This window comes from Thalassospira sp. (assembly GCF_030690045.1).
Lineage (GTDB): Bacteria > Pseudomonadota > Alphaproteobacteria > Rhodospirillales > Thalassospiraceae > Thalassospira.
The window spans coordinates 135,274-149,336 of sequence record NZ_JAUYHK010000005.1 but is presented as its reverse complement, the minus strand read 5'-3'; the positions used below and the strand labels follow the sequence as shown (position 1 = coordinate 149,336).

General features: G+C 56.3%; 13 protein-coding genes. 7 read left to right on the top strand and 6 right to left on the bottom strand.

Translation table 11 applies throughout. The annotated features are described in order from the left end of the window. Positions 1-197: 197 nt before the first annotated feature. The 6 genes from Q8O73_RS03000 to Q8O73_RS02975 form a co-directional block, all read right to left on the bottom strand. Positions 198-776 carry a hypothetical protein gene (locus Q8O73_RS03000; protein ID WP_305554724.1) on the bottom strand — a complete coding sequence of 193 codons (579 nt, stop codon included), beginning with the start codon at positions 774-776 and terminating at the stop codon, positions 198-200. Between the two features lie 71 nt (positions 777-847). Next, entirely contained in the window at positions 848-1,429 is a 582-nt protein-coding gene (locus Q8O73_RS02995; RefSeq protein WP_305554721.1) for a hypothetical protein, read from the bottom strand. 290 nt (positions 1,430-1,719) lie between these two features. Then, positions 1,720-2,049: a Dabb family protein gene (locus tag Q8O73_RS02990; protein WP_305554719.1), complete on the bottom strand. Its 330-nt coding sequence runs from the start codon at positions 2,047-2,049 to the stop codon at positions 1,720-1,722. An 18-nt stretch (positions 2,050-2,067) separates the two neighbouring features. Continuing rightward, entirely contained in the window at positions 2,068-2,367 is a 300-nt protein-coding gene (locus tag Q8O73_RS02985) for a helix-turn-helix transcriptional regulator (protein ID WP_305554716.1), read from the bottom strand. Positions 2,368-2,402: 35 nt separating this feature from the next. Continuing rightward, positions 2,403-5,450: an FAD-binding and (Fe-S)-binding domain-containing protein gene (locus tag Q8O73_RS02980; RefSeq protein WP_305554713.1), complete on the bottom strand. Its 3,048-nt coding sequence runs from the start codon at positions 5,448-5,450 to the stop codon at positions 2,403-2,405. A 173-nt stretch (positions 5,451-5,623) separates the two neighbouring features. After that, on the bottom strand, positions 5,624-6,925 hold the full coding sequence (locus Q8O73_RS02975) for a hypothetical protein (RefSeq protein ID WP_305554710.1): 1,302 nt from the start codon (positions 6,923-6,925) through the stop codon (positions 5,624-5,626). A gap of 167 nt (positions 6,926-7,092) precedes the next feature. Here Q8O73_RS02975 and Q8O73_RS02970 point away from each other — a divergent pair, with 167 nt between their 5' ends. The 7 genes from Q8O73_RS02970 (at position 7,093) to Q8O73_RS02940 (ending at position 13,942) form a co-directional block, all read left to right on the top strand. Then, positions 7,093-8,127 (top strand): LysR family transcriptional regulator, encoded by a 1,035-nt coding sequence (locus Q8O73_RS02970; protein ID WP_305554707.1) that lies wholly within the window; start codon positions 7,093-7,095, stop codon positions 8,125-8,127. A 154-nt stretch (positions 8,128-8,281) separates the two neighbouring features. After that, positions 8,282-9,310: a LacI family DNA-binding transcriptional regulator gene (locus tag Q8O73_RS02965; RefSeq protein WP_305554704.1), complete on the top strand. Its 1,029-nt coding sequence runs from the start codon at positions 8,282-8,284 to the stop codon at positions 9,308-9,310. 11 nt (positions 9,311-9,321) lie between these two features. Then, the gene (locus Q8O73_RS02960) at positions 9,322-10,329 is read left to right on the top strand and encodes an ABC transporter substrate-binding protein (RefSeq protein WP_305554701.1); all 1,008 of its coding nucleotides are present in this window, start codon (positions 9,322-9,324) and stop codon (positions 10,327-10,329) included. A 45-nt stretch (positions 10,330-10,374) separates the two neighbouring features. Next, complete coding sequence (locus Q8O73_RS02955; RefSeq protein ID WP_371135031.1) at positions 10,375-11,208, top strand: ABC transporter permease; 834 nt, start codon at positions 10,375-10,377, stop codon at positions 11,206-11,208. Further along, the gene (locus Q8O73_RS02950; protein WP_371135030.1) at positions 11,148-12,044 is read left to right on the top strand and encodes an ABC transporter permease; all 897 of its coding nucleotides are present in this window, start codon (positions 11,148-11,150) and stop codon (positions 12,042-12,044) included. The genes Q8O73_RS02955 and Q8O73_RS02950 overlap by 61 nt, the downstream gene beginning before the upstream one ends. Then, positions 12,041-13,102: an ABC transporter ATP-binding protein gene (locus Q8O73_RS02945; protein WP_305554698.1), complete on the top strand. Its 1,062-nt coding sequence runs from the start codon at positions 12,041-12,043 to the stop codon at positions 13,100-13,102. The genes Q8O73_RS02950 and Q8O73_RS02945 overlap by 4 nt, the downstream gene beginning before the upstream one ends. Before the next feature lie 15 nt (positions 13,103-13,117). Then, complete coding sequence (locus Q8O73_RS02940) at positions 13,118-13,942, top strand: phosphodiesterase (protein ID WP_305554695.1); 825 nt, start codon at positions 13,118-13,120, stop codon at positions 13,940-13,942. Positions 13,943-14,063: the final 121 nt, after the last annotated feature.

The window sequence follows — 14,063 nt, the reverse complement described above, 5'->3', positions numbered from 1 at the left end:
AGAAACAGTTTTGAGCATCATCTCAATATGTCTTTTGCTCAATCGGGCGAGAGGGGGGCAAAGAAATGCATGATCGAAGGCACATTATTCCTACACCTTTGAGCCAATACCTTGGTGTAGGAAAAAACGAACCGGTCAGCATCCTGCCAACCGGCATGTCAGAAGTCGGGTTTTCGGGATTCAGTCGGCTTGATGACCTACTGGTCGTCATACGGAACATCCAAACCGGCAAACGGATCTTCGCCAAAAGTCTGGGCGTAAGTCTGAGCGAAATGCTTGATATAGGCCATCCAGTCTGAACTCATCCCTTCATACAGGGAGGTTGCCTCACCGAACATTTCTGTGTGCATCTCGCCAGTTGTCGGACGATTTCCCGGTTCAAAGACTTCGACTTCTATATTTACGCCATAGCGATCTTTTAATGCTTGAGACACCTGTTCACTTGCATAATCGGTAGCGGCTTCGCCGGTTAACCCTGTTTGTTTGGCAACTTCTATTGCGCGCAGATACGCACCACCATCGGAAATTCCGGTGCCAGTAAAACCGCTATTCACACCGATCATTCCTACCAGTTTTCCGTTCAGCCGAAAGGTCGTATGTATTGGTTGAGCATTTTGCGAAGCCCGTTGAGCTTCACCGTCATATGCAAGTTTTGCTGCCAACCATTCTTTTTGTTGCACCATCAGGTCTTTGGTAAAATCATCCAGACCAGATTTGAATTCTGCCTGAACCCGGTTTTGCTGTCCAATAGTCACAGTCGAAGAAATAGTTGTCATTTTTGCCTCCATCTCATTGTCATCAGGCATGTCAGAAGTCGGGTTTTTCGGGTTTCAGTCGGCTTGATGACCTACTGGTCGTACGGAACATCCAAACCGGCAAACGGATCCTCACCGAAATTTTGCGAATAGAGTTGCGCGAAGACTTTCATCCAGGCGAGTTCGCTGTCATTGAATTTGGGAGTGTCCGGTGTTGAGGCGGGCGGGCCGAACATTTCTGTGTGCATTTCACCGGATGTCGGACGATTTTCTGTATCATAGACTTCGACTTCGATACGGTCGCCATAACGGGCTTTCAGTGCCTGGGACACCTGATCTGTGGCATATTTGGCAAAGGCTTCGCCAGTTAACCCTGTTTGTTTGGCAACTTCTATTGCGCGCTGGTACGCGCCACCATCGGAAATGCCGCTGCCGGTAAACCCGGTATTCACACCGATCATACCAACCAGTTCACCATTCAACCGGAAACCCGAATAGATTGGCTGTGCATTTTGCCATTCCAGTTGGGCTTTGCTGTCATATTCGATCTTGGCACGGAGATGGTCTCTCTCGCGGGCGAGCATTTCATTGGCCATTTCGGTCGGTCGTCCAATATGACCCTCAGACACTTGCGCTAAGTGGACGAAATTTTGCGATGCGAAAATTGCAGTCAATTTGACCTCCTGTGTTCTCATTCAGGTTGTGCTCGCAATCAGCAATTTTCGTGCCAGTAGAGTGGCTGACAGGAACCTCCCCGATCCTATGGCTAAAGATCGGAGAGTGCTCGCGCAACTCAGTTAGAGAAATATGGTAAGGTCAAAGGCTTGCTGATTTTCGTCAACCAGCAATTCAACGACATTGTTACCGCCAAGGAAGAAGTCTTCAATGACAATACGGCTATCGATTACGCCATCTGCATAATCCGGATAACTGAACCCGAAAGGTTTACAGGCGACCCGCACCATCAAAGGCGGGGACTAAACACCTGTACTTCCAAATCAAACACAATCAGCCCTGAAATCCCGCCATTGGCGGCCTTGACCAGTTCTGCGCCCAGTGCCTGATGTCGGGGATGGGCCAGATAGGCATCCCGCGCCTTGGCATCGTCGAAATCAATGCTGAAGCCGTGCCGGAAACCCTGTTCGAGGTTTTCCGGGCTGACCGATATTCCGCCGTCAAAGCCGCGCATTTCGGCGATCTGGTCGCCAAGGGTTGCCAGTGCGTCAAACAGGTTGTTGATTGCGGCTTTGTTGATATCCGGTTTGAATTTGATCAGGACGATATGGCGGATCACGGCGGGGTTTTTCCTTTGTCAGGCCACCAGCGCATCAATCGGGGCATCAAGGGCGGCGGCGAGTTTGCGCCATGCGTCAAGCGACCCGGCTTTTTTGCCGTTTTCGATTTTCGACAGATAACCGGGTGCAATCCCGGCTTTCCGGGCAAGGTCGCGCTGCGTCATGCCGCGATAATCGCGCCATACGGTCAGCGGAGGATCAATTTCCATGAAGATACGACGGGCATATGCGGTGGGCAGGGCATGGCCGCCGCTGTTTGCGTCTTTGGCCGCGATGATATCGCGCACATCCATATTGTTCATATCTGCATTGTTCATATCTGCACCGGCGTCGGTTATCCAGAATAACGGAATCAGTTTAGCAGAGCCGACAGATATTCAACAGGATGTTTCGGCTTTGCCCCCTCAAACCGTTTGACCTGACAGCGGCAGGAAAAGCCGGTGACCAGCATGTTTTCAAGGCCGGTGGTGGCGACTTTTTTCTGCCAGCTTTGATCATAAAGGGCGCGGGAGGTTTCCCGGTGGGCGGTTTCGTGGCCATAGACCCCGGCCATGCCGCAACATCCGGTGCGTTCCCCGCTCAGGGTCAGGCCAAAGGCCGCAAAGATTTTCTGCCATTTCACCGTGACATCGGGGATCGATGTTTTTTCGGTGCAATGGGGGAACAGGGTGGCGGTGGCGTTTGTGGTTGCGTTGGCGGTTGCAGTGTTAACGCCATTAACACCGGCGCCGGGTTTGACCGGGGGCGGGGTCAGGCGGCCTGTGGCAATTTCATCATGCAGCCATTCATGAAACAGGCGAATGGCATAATCCGGGCGGTTTTCAAGGCGCTGGGCATATTCCTGTCGATAGGTCAGGGTGACGCTGGCCTCGATCCCGATCATCGCAATGCCCTGTTGGGCAAGGGCATGGTATGTGGCGTCATTGCGGGCCGCCAGCCGGTCAAACCGTTTGAGGAAGCCCTTGACATGCAATGGCTTGCCATTGGGGCGATAGGGCGGCACAAACACGCGATAGCCCAGTTTTTGCAGCAGATCGACATGGGCGATCACCACATCCGCGTCATAATGGCTGGTGAAACAATCCTGAATCAGCATCACCGATCCGGCCTTTTGTGCCGGTGACAGGGCGGCAAGCTGTGCCGCATCAAACGGCGCAATGCCCCGGTCGCGCAGGGCGGATTTCAGGTTGCGGCGGCTGAGCATCGGCAAATCTTCCAGCCCGATGGTGCGGGCCAGAAGCCAGCGCAGCGGGGGCAGGCCGGTCAGGGTGTTAAACAGCAAGGGGGCCTTTGCCATCAGGGGGGCGAGGGTTTCAAGCTGTGCAACCCCATAATCATTGATCGGGCGTTTGTAGCGTTGGTGATAGGCTTCGAGAAACCGTGATTTCATTTCGGGGATATCGACCCGGACCGGGCATTGCCCCGCACATGCCTTGCACGACAGGCACCCGGCCATCGCATCATAGACATCATGGGAAAAATCCCGCGCATTGGCAAAGGCCAGTTCGGGGGCATCGGCATCGTTGCCGACACTGCGTTGCCGGATCCATTCGCGGATCAGGCCCGCCCGGCCCTTGGGCGAATGAACGCGGTCGCGCGTCACCTTGTAAGACGGGCACATGGCATCGGCCAGATCATAATTGAAACAGGCACCATTGCCGTTACAGCGTGTGGCATTCAGATATTCATCGCGCAGTTTTGCGTCGATCTGGCGGTCGAAATGGCCGCGCAACGGGGCGGCGTCAATCGCGGTAATCGGAATATCGCGCGAAAAGGGCGAGGCGATCTTGCCGGGGTTCAGTTGGCCTTCGGGATCGAATTCCTGCTTGATGCGGCGCAGCACATCATACAGTTCCGGCCCGAAATAGGCCGGTGAATATTCACCGCGAAATCCCTTGCCATGTTCGCCCCAGATCAGGCCGTTATATTTGCGGGTCAGGGCGACAACCTTGTCCGACACCCGGCGCAGGCGGGCTTCGTCTTCATCGTCGCACATATCAAGCAACGGCCTGACATGCAGGCAGCCGACATCGACATGGCCGAACATGCCGTAATCCAGGCCTTCTGCATCGAGCAAGGCGCGAAATTCCGCGATGAAATCGGCAAGGTTTTCCGGCGGAACGGCGGTATCCTCGACAAAGGGGGTGGCGCGACGTTTGCCTTCGAGATTGCCGAGCAACCCGACCGCCTTGGCGCGGATCGACCAGATGGCGGCAATTTGCCCGGCATCGGTTGCCTGCACCCAGCCGGTGGGCGCGTGCGGTGCATCGGGATGGGCGGCGAGATGGGCCTGCAATGCGGCCTGCTGACGGGCAAGATCAGCGGCATCGTCGGTGGCAAATTCGACGACGTTAAAGCCGCGTGTCGGCACCGCTTCGCCCTCGGTCCCCAGTAATTTTGCCAGCAAGTGCCAGCTTTCATCCTGCTGGGCCAGCGCCATCACCTTGTCGTCAATCGATTCAATGGCGACCGGATCAAATTTCAACAAGGCCCCGACATGGCGCAGGGCGGCATCAAAACTGTCATATCGCAGAACCGTCAGGGCCTTGAATTTTGGCAGGGGAATGACCCGCAAGGTGACCTCGCGGGTCAGACCAAGGCTGCCTTCGGCCCCGGCAATCAAAAAGCCCAGATCCATGCCGCCATCATCGCGCACGGCTTCTTTCAGGTTATAGCCGGTCATGCCACGATTCATTTCCGGGAATACCGATTGGATCAGGGCGCGGCGCGGTGCGATTTCATCGCGCACCTTGCGGTAAATCGCGCCGATGCGGTCGGGCCGTGCGGCTTCGTGGTCGGCTTCGTCTTTGTCAAGGGCGCGGCTGACCAGTTCGGTGCCATCCACCAGCACCGTGGTCATTTCATGGAGATAATGGCTGGTTTTGCCGTAAATCCGTGATCCCTTGCCCGAACTGTCGGACCCGATCATGCCGCCAATCGTCGCCCGGTTGGCGGTGGAGACATTGGGCGGAAAGAAAAAGCCGTACGGTTTGAGCCAGGCGTTGAGCTGTTCCAGAACCACGCCCGGTTCAACCCGCACCAGCCGTTTTTCGGCATCAAAATCCAGAATGCGGTTCAGGTGGCGGGAAGTATCGACAATCACGGTATTGTTCAGCGATTGCCCGTTGGTGCCCGTACCGCCGCCGCGCGGCGTCAGTTTGATGCCGCGAAAGGCAGGCCGCCCGGCCAGTTCCATGATGGCGGTGATGTCATCGCCGCTGCGCGGATGCAAAATGGCAACCGGCATTACCTGATACACACTGTTATCGGTGGCATGGATCAGGCGGGCGGGATAATCGGCATGGATATCGCCACGATATTTGCCCTCGTTTTGCAGGGTGCGCAAAAATGCCAGGCTCAGATCATCCAGACTGCGGTCGGGGGTCAGTTTCGGGATCATGGGGTGCTCGCAAAATCTCTCTCTGCCCCCATTTGACCGCACCGGCATTGAATATACAAATTGAAAATTATGAAGTATTATTCATTTTTAGTGAATAATTGGCGGCCAAACCAGCCGCCGTGATGGCGCATCCGTTCGATATCGGGGGACGCATTTGACGGGGGTGTTTTGCCCTATAGACGGAAACGGTTGCGCAGACCCAGACCGATCAGGAACAGGAAAACGAAACTGAGAACGCCTTGCCCGATCATGAGGACATCGACGCAAAAGCCCGGATCACCGGGATAAAGTGCTTTTAGCGCGCCCTCTCGCAAGCTCCGCGATTGCGGAAGGAAAGGCAGGCTGTTGCTGATCGACAAGAATAGCGATTGCCCCCAACCCGGACCCGTCCACCACGCGGCGAATGTTGCCACTGCCAGTTTTTTATAGAGGGCCATGCTGGCGACGGCGAGCACGAATAGGGCCACAAAGGGCCGCAGGATGCTTTGACCGTAGTTGCTACACGCGCTGAAAGCCATGTCGAGAACCGACCCAAACCACGATGTTTCCAGCCATCGCCGCGCCCTGTTTTCATCGGCAGAAAACCGCAAGGCGGCCTGATGGTCCTTGTTGGTTTCAGCAATTTCTTTGAGGCGTCTTAACCGGGCTGCATCCTCTGGATGTTTTGCCACGGACGAGAGTTTCGGTGGCCAACTGAGTTTATGCCATTTACGCCGCAGTTTGACGTTTAATGTGCTGAGGTCAACCTGATGCGAATATCGGGTGGACCGAAGATCCGGCACGATGTCCAGAGTGCCATTCAACAGGAGAGGTCCGCCAAACGATGCCCATTCCAAACTAAAATATTTCAGTTTACTAGCGGAGGTAAAAAAACCAAAAATAGCCAAGTTATTGACTGAAATTCCATAGGCTTCAAAACTTAGTGACCCCAAATAGTGTGGAAGAAAAATTATATCTGTGAATTTTGCTCTGTTGAATATTAATTTGCCATCACCGAAGGTAACGTCATCGAATTTGACTTCACCGTTACCGAAATTAGTGCTTTTGAAGCTAACTTCACCATCTCCGAAAGTGGCTTTAGAGAATTTCACATTGCCGTCCTCGAAAGTGGCGAAAGAGAAGTTCACGTCACCGTTGCCAAAATTCGCATTCGAGAAGATCAAGTTGCCTTTGCCGAAAGAAGCATGTCTGAAATTCACATCCCCGTCGCCGAAAGTGGCACCAGAGAAGTTTACGGTGCCGTTACCGAAAGTGGTTCCAGAGAAGTTCACGTCGCCATCGCCGAAATGATAACCTGCGAAAAAGAGTTTCCCTTCGGAATTCCGTTCGGTTGAAAAATCTACACCGTCAAAACTGATATTCCAGCCCGGATGTTGATCAATCCACCTGTTCCATACGTCGCGTCCCTTGCGCCATAGGTCGAGGGCGGCTTCGCCTTCCAGCGTTGGTGTTTCCTGTTTTCCGTCTTCTGTCATGCTCTTGACGTCGCTCTCTGTTGTCCGCAGGGAAGGTGCGCACCAGAATGCCCTTTAAAGTAGCATTTGGCGATGTAAAACAATGAGAAGCTTTTTGCCCGCATTGGGATTGGGCGCTATGGTCCTGGGGGGCAGGCGCACATTTACAGGAACGGACATCGGAAACCATGCTGTCATCACTCAATATTCGTCATATGCGCGCCTTTGTGGCCATTGCCGATCACGGGTCTTTCAGTGCGGCGGCGCATTATCTGGGATTAACGCCCCCGGCCCTGACCGCCACCATCCGTCAGTTTGAGGATGTGACGGGGGCGGCCCTTTTTGACCGCACGACGCGCACGGTGTCGCTGACCGCGACCGGGGAGCGGTTTTTGCCGGTGGCGCGACGGCTGATTGGGGATTTTGACGAGGCGTTGAATGATCTGGACGCGCTGTCAAAGGGGATTGGCGGCACCATCACGATTGCCGCCGCCCCGTCGGTTCTGACGCGGATTTTGCCCGCTGTGATTTCGCGATTTGTCGCCGATCACCCGGATGCGCGGCTGCGTCTGGATGAACGCAATGCCGGGGAAGTCCACGAGGCGGTCGCCCGCAATGAGGCGGATTTCGGGCTTGCCGGGGAATGGCAGGCGATGGCCGATATCCGATTCAGCCCGTTATTTTCCGACCGGTTCGGGGTTTTGTGCCGGGCCGATCACCGGTTTGCGGTGCGCGAGAGTTTGCATTGGGCGGAATTGAGTGGCGAGAATTTTGTCGGGCTGGGCCCGGAATCGGGAACCGGGGTTGTGATGGCGCAGCCGGGCCTTTTGGGCGAGGCTGACAGCGGTGTAGATACCGGTATAGGGGCCGACAAACCGGGGCAGGCATCGGGGGCCGCGCGGGCGGTATCGGTTTTGCCGCGCCCGGTGGTCGAAACATCAAATACCCTGACCCTGGCGGCGATGGTGGCCGAAGGGGTGGGAATTACCATTTTGCCCGAACTGGCCGCCCGGTTGCCCGATATGTCGGGGGCCGGGGGGCTTTGTTTTGTGCCGTTGCAGGGGCCGGAACGCCGCCGCCAGATCGGCGTGATCACGCGGCACAGCAAAAGCCTGTCGCCGGTTGCGCGGATATTCCTTGCCATGGTGATTGAACAGGCCCCGCACTTGCACCTGCCTGCCGCGCTGGACTGGTACCCTTTGCCCGATGATCTGGCGCGATAGCGGAAGGCACTTTATTCATTGCCAAACAGAAACGAAAAAAGTCCCGGTTTTCCGGCAATGTAAACGTTTCATTTATTCATAAAAATGCAACATAACCGTTATCGAAGAGTCTTGGTTGATCTGTAAATTCGCCTGCGGTTTTGGAGCGCAGGCAATGAATGCAAAAGCAACCATGCGCGATGTTGCCCGCAAGTCGGGCGTGTCGGTGGCAACGGTATCACGGGTGATCAATTTTCCCGGCGAGGTCCGGCAGGAAACGGTGGAAACCGTCAATGCCGCGATGCGGGTTTTGAATTATCGCCCCAATATCAACGGGCGACGCCTGAAGGCGGCGCAATCGCGATCAATTGGCGTTCTGGTGCCGACGCTGAGCAACCCGGTCTTTGCCGATTCTGTGCAGGGCATCGAACAGGAAGCCCGCGCCGCCGGACTGACGGTTTTGCTGACGGCCTCCAATTACAGCGCCGAGCACGAGGCCGAAGCGGTTTCAACCTTGCTGGATAATCGGGTGGACGGGTTGATCCTGACGGTGACCAATGCCGATGACAGCCCGGTTGTGCGGATGTTGACCCGCGAAAATATTCCGTTTGTGTTGTTGTATAACCAGCCGACCAATCCCGATATTGCCGCCGTCAGTGTTGATAATGCGCAATCGGCCCATGACATGACCTGTCATTTGCTGGCCGCCGGGCACCGGAATTTTGCCATGGTCGCCGGGCGTTTTTCCAGTTCGGACCGATCCCGGCAGCGTTACGAAGGGTTCGCCCGTGCGTTGGCCGGGGCAGGGATCGCGGATGCGCCCCTGATCGAGGTCGGGTTTGAAGATACCGATCTTGAAAATGTTCTGGGGGGGATTTTACAGGGCGAGAAGCCGGTAACCGCCCTGGTCTGTTCCAATGACATTCTTGCCATTGCCGCCATCGGTGCCTGTCGCAAGCTGGGCCTTCGGGTGCCAGACGATGTGTCGGTTGCCGGTTTTGACGGTATTGCGGTGGGTGGGCTGATCCAGCCGAAATTGTGTTCGGTTGTTCAACCCACCCATGAGATGGGCCGACAGGCGCTTGCGCTCCTGCGTGGCCTGATAACGGGGGAAGCAAAACCGCGAAGCTTGCTTTTGCCCCATTACCTGAGCGAGGGAGAGTCAATCGGACCCTCCCGGCTCGTCACTTCATGCCCATTATAGGGAGAATAGCCGTGGATTTCAAACGACTGATCATGGGGGCCGCCTTTGTGGCGGCACTGACCCAGCCCGCCTTTGCCGCCGATGATGTGGCGATTTGTTACAATTGTCCGCCGGAATGGGCCGATTGGGGCGGGCAACTTAAAAACATCGCCCGCGATATCGGGATCAATGTGCCGGGGGATAACAAGAATTCCGGTCAGACCCTGTCACAATTGATTGCCGAAAAGAACAATCCGGTTGCCGATATTGCCTATTACGGTGTGTCGTTCGGGATCAAGGCCGATGAAGAAGGCGTTGTCACCCCTTATAAACCGGCGAATTTTGACCGGATTCCCGACGGGCTGAAAGACCCGGAAGGCGCATGGTTTTCGATCCATTCCGGCACGTTGGGCCTGTTTGTCAATGAAGATGCCCTTGATGGTGCGCCGGTCCCGCAAAGCTGGTCGGATTTGTTGAAGCCGGAATATAAGGGCATGGTCGGTTATCTTGATCCGTCCAGCGCCTTTGTCGGTTATGTCGGGGCGGTTGCCATCAATGGTGCGATGGGCGGGACGCTGGATGATTTCGGGCCGGGGATCGATTTTTTCAAACGGTTGCAGGCCAATGACCCGATTGTTCCCAAACAGACCGCCTATGCGCGCGTGCTGTCGGGCGAAATTCCGATCCTGATTGATTATGATTTCAATGCCTATCGGGCGAAATACAAGGACGACAGCAATGCCGTTTTTGTCATTCCGCAGGAAGGCACGGTTATTGTGCCTTATGTCATGAGCCTTGTTAAAAATTCGGGCCATGCCGACAACGGCAAAAAAGTTCTGGATTATGTGATGTCCGATGCCGGACAGGCCCATTGGGCCAATGCGTTTTTGCGCCCGGTGATTGCCGATGCCATGTCACCCGAAGCCGCGGCCAAATTCCTGCCGGCGGCGGATTATGACCGCGCCCGTCCGGTGGATTACGCGAAAATGGCCGAAGTCCAGACCGGCTTTGCCGAACGTTATCTGCAAGAGGTTCGCTAGGTGGTTTTTGAAAAACTCAGGGGGTGGCGTTCGCGCCACCCTTTCTTGCCGAAGATAACAGCCGGGCCGGATCGTCTGATCCTGACGATGCTGGCGGTGCCCGGTGTGATGGTGGTCGTGGCGTTTTTCCTGTTGCCTTTGGCGCGGGTGGCGCTGGCGGTGGCCGACGGGCCGGACGGGCTTGCCACCTATTTTATCATTCTGACCAATCCGCGTTATCTGGGCAGTCTGATCCAGACCCTGGCGATGTCGGCCGGTGTGACCGTGGTCGCCCTTGTGCTGTGCTGCGTTTCCGGGCTTTTTCTGGTGCGCAACCGGTTTGCGGGACGCAGCATCGTCAAGGCGCTGTTGACCTTGCCGCTGTCTTTTCCGGGGGTGGTTGTCGGATTTATGGTGATCATGCTGGCCGGGCGGCAGGGGGTTCTGGCCGAAATTTCCAATGCCCTGACCGGGGAACGCTGGGTTTTTGCCTATAACATTGCCGGTTTGTTTGTCGGCTATCTGTATTTTTCCATTCCCCGGGTGATTCTGGCGGTGATGGCGTCGGCGGAAAAACTCGATATCGCACTGGAAGAAGCGGCCCGGTCGCTGGGCGCGCCGGGATGGCGGGTGGTGCGCGATGTGATTTTGCCCGGCCTGATGCCCGGCCTGATTTCATCGGGGGCGATCTGTTTTGCCACCGCGATGGGGGCGTTCGGGACGGCCTTTACACTGGCGACCGAAATCAATGTGTTGCCGATGGTGATCTATACCGAATTTACCTTGAACGCCAATACGGCGGTTGCGGCATCGCTCAGCATTGCGTTGGGATTGATGACATGGGCGTGTCTGGCGGCGGTACGAACCATTGCCGGGCCATCGGCGGGGATTTCGACATGACGGTGAAAAACACCACCCCGCGCAGCCGGGGCTTTTACGCGCAGCTTGTCCTGACTTTGTTGTTATGCCTGTTCATTCTGGTGCCGATTGTGATGTCGATGCTGGCCGGGGTGACGGTCAATGTGTTTCAGGGGCTGAAATCCGGCCTGACATTGCGCTGGGTCGGCGAAGTCTGGATGCTGTATTCGGACAGTATTTTATTGTCGGTCTGGCTGGCGCTGGCCTGTCTGGCGGTGACGCTGGTGGTGGGGGTGCCGCTGGCTTATGTATTGGTGCGTTGTCCGGGCAGGCTGTCACGCCTGTTCGAGGAATTGCTGACCCTGCCGGTGGCAATACCGGGGTTGGCGCTGGCGCTGGCCTTGCTGATCACGTATGGCGGGTTTCCCGGATATCGGACCAGTCCGCTGTTTATTCTGACCGGGCATGTGCTGTTTACCCTGCCATTCATGGTGCGGTCGGTTTCGGCGATTTTGTCGGCGATTGATCTGCGTGCCCTTGAAGAAGGGGCGGCGAGCCTTGGGGCGCGGTTCTGGCGGCGGTTTTTCACCGTGATCCTGCCCAATGCCCGGCCCGGCATTCTGGCCGGATCGTTGATGGTGGTGACGTTATCCATCGGGGAATTCAACCTGACCTGGATGCTGCATACACCATTGACCAAAACCCTGCCGGTCGGGCTTGCCGATTCCTATGCCTCGATGCGGCTGGAAATCGGCAGTGCCTATACCCTGATTTTCTTTGTGCTGATCATGCCGTTGCTGATTGCGATGCAGGTTCTGGCCAACTGGCAGAAACCCGATCCGCGCAAGACCGTAACCGATGACAAGGATATGTCATGACTCAAAAAACCCGTATTGAATTGCGCCATTGCGCCAAAACCTTTGCCGATGGCACGCAGGCGCTTGAACCGTTTGACCTGACGATTGAGGGCGGGGAAACGATTGTCCTGCTGGGGCCGTCGGGATGTGGCAAGACCACGGCCTTGCGGCTGATTGCCGGGCTGGAATATCCCGATGCCGGGGGGCAGATCCTGTTTGATCGCGATGATGTGACCCGTTTGCCGATTGAAGACCGGCGGGTGGGCATGGTGTTTCAGTCCTATGCGCTGTTTCCCAATATGACGGTAGCCCAGAATGTTGCCTATGGATTGAAAGTGTTGAAAATCAACCGCGATGACCGCGACAGGCGCGTCATGCGGATGCTGGAAATGATGCATATCGACAATCTGGCCCATCGCCGGATTGACCAGCTTTCGGGCGGACAGCGGCAACGGGTGGCGCTGGCGCGGGCCATTGCGGTGGAACCGCGTGTGTTGTTGCTGGACGAACCGTTGACGGCACTGGATGCGAAATTGCGCACACGGCTGCGCACCGAAATCAATTCGCTTTTGCGTCAATTGGGGATTACGGCGATTTACGTCACCCATGATCAGGAAGAAGCGATGGCGTTGGGCGACCGGATTGTGGTGATGCAAAAGGGCCGTATCGCCCAGATCGGCACCCCGCGCGACATTTATGGTCATCCGCAAAATGCCTTTGTTGCCGGGTTTATCGGCACGACCAATTGCCTGCCCGCAACCTTTGCGCAAGGGACATTGCATGTCGGGGAATTCCGGGTGGCGTTGGAACCGCAGGGCGGGGACGGCATGGCGCCGGGGGATGTCGATGTGTTTTTCCGGCCCGATACGATGGCCCTGAGCGAACAGCACGACGCCCATTTTTCCGGGATTGTCGAAAGTGCCGCCTATCTGGGGGACCGCACCCGCCTGTCGGTGGCGGGGATTGGCGATGCCCTGATGACGGTGGATGCGGATGCAGAGCGCGATGTGCGGATTGGCGAAGCCGTGCATCTGCGTATTGATCGCGACAAATTGATGATTTTCCCGCGCAGGGCCTGAAGGAAAGTTTCCGGAATGTTGATTGCACAAATAACCGACCTGCATATCGGTGCAGGTCGTCGTCTGGCCTATCGCAAGGTGGATACCGCCGGGGCACTGGAAAATGCCGTGCGCCATGTCATGGCGCTTGATCCCCGGCCCGATATTGTTTTGTTTACCGGCGATATTGGCGATTTGGGAACGGCAGAAGAATATGGGCTGGTGCGCGACATTTTGCGCGGCCTGACCATTCCCTATTACATGGTGCCGGGAAACCATGACCGGCGGGAACCGTTACGCACCGCCTTTCCACAGGCGATTCCGGTGACAGCGGACCAGCCGTTTTTGCAATATGTGATTGATGATTTCCCGGTGCGCCTGATTGGCCTTGATACCCTTGACGAAGGCATGCCGGGCGGGAAATTGTGCGCCGCACGGCTGGACTGGCTCCGCCATGAACTGGCGATTGCGACCGACAGGCCGCGGCTGATTTTCATGCATCATCCGCCGGTTTTGACCGGCATTCGTCATATGGATGTGCAAAATCTTGGCGACGGTGCCGATGAACTGGGCGGGTTGCTGCGCAAATCGGATGGGGTGATCGGCCTGATTTGCGGCCATGTCCACCGGGCCATTCATTGTGTGTGGCAGGGGGTGCCGATCAGCATCGGGCCATCGGTGGCGCATCAGGTGGCACTGGATGTGCGGCCCGACGGGCCGTCGGCCTTTATCATGGAACCCCCGGCGATGCATTTGCATTTCTGGTCGCCGCAACAGGGGTTGATGACCCATACCAGTTATATCGGACATTTTGACGGGCCTTATCCGTTTTTTGATGAAAACGGCAATCTGATCGTCTGAGGGGTTATTTGCTCGCGGGTGGCTCGCTGTAGTGTGATGTGGTCTTGATTTCCGATTTGGCGGTCAGGCGGCCAGACTGTGCAGATCGATAACCTGCCTTGCCCCCCGTCACAGGGAGGGC

Bases quoted from the DNA above. Each gene is read 5' to 3' on its own strand.
- Q8O73_RS02945 (WP_305554698.1), top strand. From the start codon at position 12,041: ATGACTCAAAAAACCCGTATTGAATTGCGCCATTGCGCCAAAACCTTT.
- Q8O73_RS02970 (WP_305554707.1), top strand. From the start codon at position 7,093: ATGCTGTCATCACTCAATATTCGTCATATGCGCGCCTTTGTGGCCATT.
- Q8O73_RS02965 (WP_305554704.1), top strand. From the start codon at position 8,282: ATGAATGCAAAAGCAACCATGCGCGATGTTGCCCGCAAGTCGGGCGTG.
- Q8O73_RS02950 (WP_371135030.1), top strand. From the start codon at position 11,148: ATGGGCGTGTCTGGCGGCGGTACGAACCATTGCCGGGCCATCGGCGGG.
- Q8O73_RS02980 (WP_305554713.1), bottom strand. From the start codon at position 5,450: ATGATCCCGAAACTGACCCCCGACCGCAGTCTGGATGATCTGAGCCTG.
- Q8O73_RS02975 (WP_305554710.1), bottom strand. From the start codon at position 6,925: ATGACAGAAGACGGAAAACAGGAAACACCAACGCTGGAAGGCGAAGCC.
- Q8O73_RS03000 (WP_305554724.1), bottom strand. From the start codon at position 776: ATGACAACTATTTCTTCGACTGTGACTATTGGACAGCAAAACCGGGTT.
- Q8O73_RS02985 (WP_305554716.1), bottom strand. From the start codon at position 2,367: ATGAACAATGCAGATATGAACAATATGGATGTGCGCGATATCATCGCG.
- Q8O73_RS02940 (WP_305554695.1), top strand. From the start codon at position 13,118: ATGTTGATTGCACAAATAACCGACCTGCATATCGGTGCAGGTCGTCGT.